We start from the raw sequence: 643 nt of genomic DNA, 5'->3' as shown, positions 1-643 counted from the left end.
GATGTGGGCGTGGGCGGCGGCGTCGCCGAGATCGTCGGCCGGTTACTGCGCGAGCTGGGCCAGCACGCCCAGGTGCTGTGCATTACCCACCAGCCACAAGTCGCCAGCCAGGGGCACCAGCACTGGCAGGTACACAAGATTCAGGGAGACGACACCACCCACACCCGCATTCAGGGGCTGGACGAGACCGCAAGGGTGGAAGAGCTGGCGCGCATGCTGGGTGGCGTGGAAATCACCGAATCCACCCGCAATCACGCCAAAGAGATGCTGAGCAAAGCCCAGGCAGCCTGACAAGAAACGCAGCATGCTTCACGCAACAGGCACCACGCCCGTGTGCGACATGAAGCGTGCTGCGTGAGGCGCTACTACTTCTTCTTCGGCTTGACGTACAACACCAGCGAGTGATCCACGATTTCGTAACCGTGCTCCTCGGCAATGGCGTGCTGGCGCTTCTCGATCACGTCATCCATGAATTCCACCACCTGGCCGGTTTCCATGCACACCATGTGGTCGTGATGGTCTTCATCGGCCAGCTCGAAAACGGCTGAGCCCCCTTCGAAATTGTGGCGCAGCACCATGCCAGCCTGCTCGAACTGGGTCAGCACGCGATACACCGTGGCCAGCCCCACGTCTTCGCCGGAGT

General features: G+C 61.7%; 1 protein-coding gene and 1 pseudogene. One reads left to right on the top strand and one right to left on the bottom strand.

The window, feature by feature from the left end:
* Positions 1 to 291, top strand: a pseudogene (locus A3754_RS27440) (DNA repair protein RecN); the annotation flags it as partial.
* 74 nt (positions 292 to 365) lie between these two features.
* Here A3754_RS27440 and A3754_RS06525 read toward each other — a convergent pair.
* A partial coding sequence (locus tag A3754_RS06525) for a transcriptional repressor (protein WP_063519131.1) occupies positions 366 to 643 on the bottom strand: 278 nt, incomplete at its 5' end.

It is taken from the genome of Alcanivorax sp. HI0083 (assembly GCF_001635175.1).
Note: the sequence above shows the minus strand (reverse complement) of the source record. Positions and strands in the feature narration are given on the sequence as shown.